2 protein-coding genes and 1 pseudogene are annotated in these 2,025 nt (G+C 50.3%); 1 reads left to right on the forward strand and 2 read right to left on the reverse strand.

Features of this window, described 5'->3' with window-relative positions:
- Positions 1-423 (forward strand): annotated as a pseudogene (locus PSI22_RS21040) (helix-turn-helix domain-containing protein); the annotation flags it as partial.
- Positions 424-783: 360 nt separating this feature from the next.
- Here PSI22_RS21040 and PSI22_RS21045 read toward each other — a convergent pair.
- The gene (locus tag PSI22_RS21045) at positions 784-1,806 is read right to left on the reverse strand and encodes a phage portal protein (protein ID WP_273581431.1); all 1,023 of its coding nucleotides are present in this window, start codon (positions 1,804-1,806) and stop codon (positions 784-786) included.
- Positions 1,806-2,025 (reverse strand): phage terminase large subunit family protein (locus PSI22_RS21050; protein ID WP_442316504.1); only part of this gene is annotated, 220 nt, incomplete at its 5' end. The genes PSI22_RS21050 and PSI22_RS21045, both read right to left, overlap by 1 nt.

Raw genomic sequence — 2,025 nt, forward strand, 5'->3', positions numbered from 1 at the left:
ACGGCGATGGCTAAATATTTTCCTCGCCCCATAGGTGGACGAATTGACTGGCGGGGACTAAGTAATTTTAAGTTGATGTGGAAGGTAAGTAAGGCGGCTATTATTTATCGGGCACATCAGTTATCACTGTTAAGTGACGCGCAATATAAAACCGCCTTTTTAGGATTAAAACGCAAAGGTGAAGCAATAGATGAAAAAGAAGATTATCTGATTCAGCATGAAAAACCAGAGCTTTTCCATAGGGCAATCAAAGTACTGCTAGATGATCTTAACATTGATATTCGTTCCTTAGCTCAGAGCTTGAGTATTACACCAGCCATGCTGATTGAATTGGCTAATGATGATTTACTCACCTGTTCGAATCAGGAAATATGTTCAGAGAACGTTGTCTCAATGTTTGCATATCGTAACAAGATGGCTTAGTTTTATTTTTAAATCCCGTTTCGGCGGGATTTAACTTTGTATTTTCCTACAAAAAAATCTGATAAGACTTAAATTACTAGCCTGCATAAATTCACGCATTCCCCGCACCAATCCGCAAGATCAAACAAGGATCTCATCCCCCGCAAAGCACCAGTATTCGCGCCTCTCCGACGATCCCTTGCAGGTGCATAAAAAGCACTGCATTTAGTGAGCAGGCGTGGCGGGGTCATGACTGCGCGCGGTGGTGTTTGATGGCCGTGCCGACCTCAAATTTCATCATACAATCATTACCCATGAAACTATATTTTATTCAGGCAAAAAAAAGACCGCCCGCAGGCGGCGCTCAATCCGTCGTGTCAGTTACTCTTCATCCTCCAATGAATAGCGCTCAAACCGGATCACCTCTTCCCCTAGCCAGTCATTGAGTTGCTTCATCTTGCTTTGCAGCGGCATCAGCTCATTGCGCACAAAGACCTTGGCCGCTTTCTCCACATCGCCAAAGCCACCGGTATTCTGCGGAATAATCCCCATCATCTGCGGCGGAACGCGGTGCGCGGCCAGCATATCGTCACGGCTGACGTTCTTGATATTTAAAAACTCATCCTTGGCCGCCGCCTCGGAAAGCGGGATGGTCTGGATACCGTCTTTCTTACCGCCCGGCGCATACAGAAACAGGTTGCGGAAGTTGCCGGGGCCTTTGCTGTTCTTTAGCGCATCCCGGATATTGTTCACATCGGAAATATTTTGTGAGGCATCACTGATATACAGGATATAACCCGCATGGCTACCGTTCAGGTAATACTTGCGCCGAAACAGCGTGGCCGATTCATTCAGCAGGGCTGAGGGCAACGCCGCCAGATATTCGGGCAAACCGTACAACTCCTGGTTAATGTCGGGTTCAATCAGGTGAAACACCTGCCCCGTCTCGAACGCATACGGCTGGCTCTGATAGCCATAACGCACAAACCAGTAGGTGTCCAAATCTTCCCCGCGCCGGGTGAATTTGGCCGGGCAATGATGCAGGCTTAAGGGTTGGCCAAGGCGGTTTTTGCGTAACTCCAGATAAGCATTGCCGAACAGCATAAAATCCAACGCCCACGAATCGAACGTCTGCCGGCTCAGTAACCGATGGGAAACAAAGGTGCTGGTCAGAATATTGCGTTTCACATACACCGCACTGCTGTGGTGCGGGGCTGCCCGGAACGACCGCGCCAGTCCGTTAAAACTGATCGGCGGCTCGTACCAGTTATCAACCAGGGCACACTCCAGATAATCAAACACCTCGCGCTTGTCCAGTACCGGGATCGGGTCGCCAAAGGTGAAGGCTTCCATTGACTGGGCAGGGGTTTTCACCGGCTGGCGTTTTTTACTTTTACGGCTCATTAGTAGACCTCGACGATGTTTCTGTGTTGGGGGGTGTCACCGGTGATCGGTTCGTTAAACAGGGCGTGCATGGTGGCCCAGGCTAAATCAGCATGGCTCGCTTCTTCACTGCGGCTGGCTTCATAGGTCGGGCGGTTGCCGCTGGCGGTGGTCGAACGGCGGATAGCCATAAAACTCTGGGCGATGTCCGTCTGCCCGGCGTCAAACTCCAGCCGGCGG

Origin of the sequence: Xenorhabdus aichiensis (assembly GCF_028598775.1) — a bacterium.
Lineage (GTDB): Bacteria > Pseudomonadota > Gammaproteobacteria > Enterobacterales > Enterobacteriaceae > Xenorhabdus > Xenorhabdus bovienii.

Coding starts and splice junctions, on each gene's coding strand:
- PSI22_RS21045 (WP_273581431.1), bottom strand. CDS start 1,806: ATGAGCCGTAAAAGTAAAAAACGCCAGCCGGTGAAAACCCCTGCCCAG.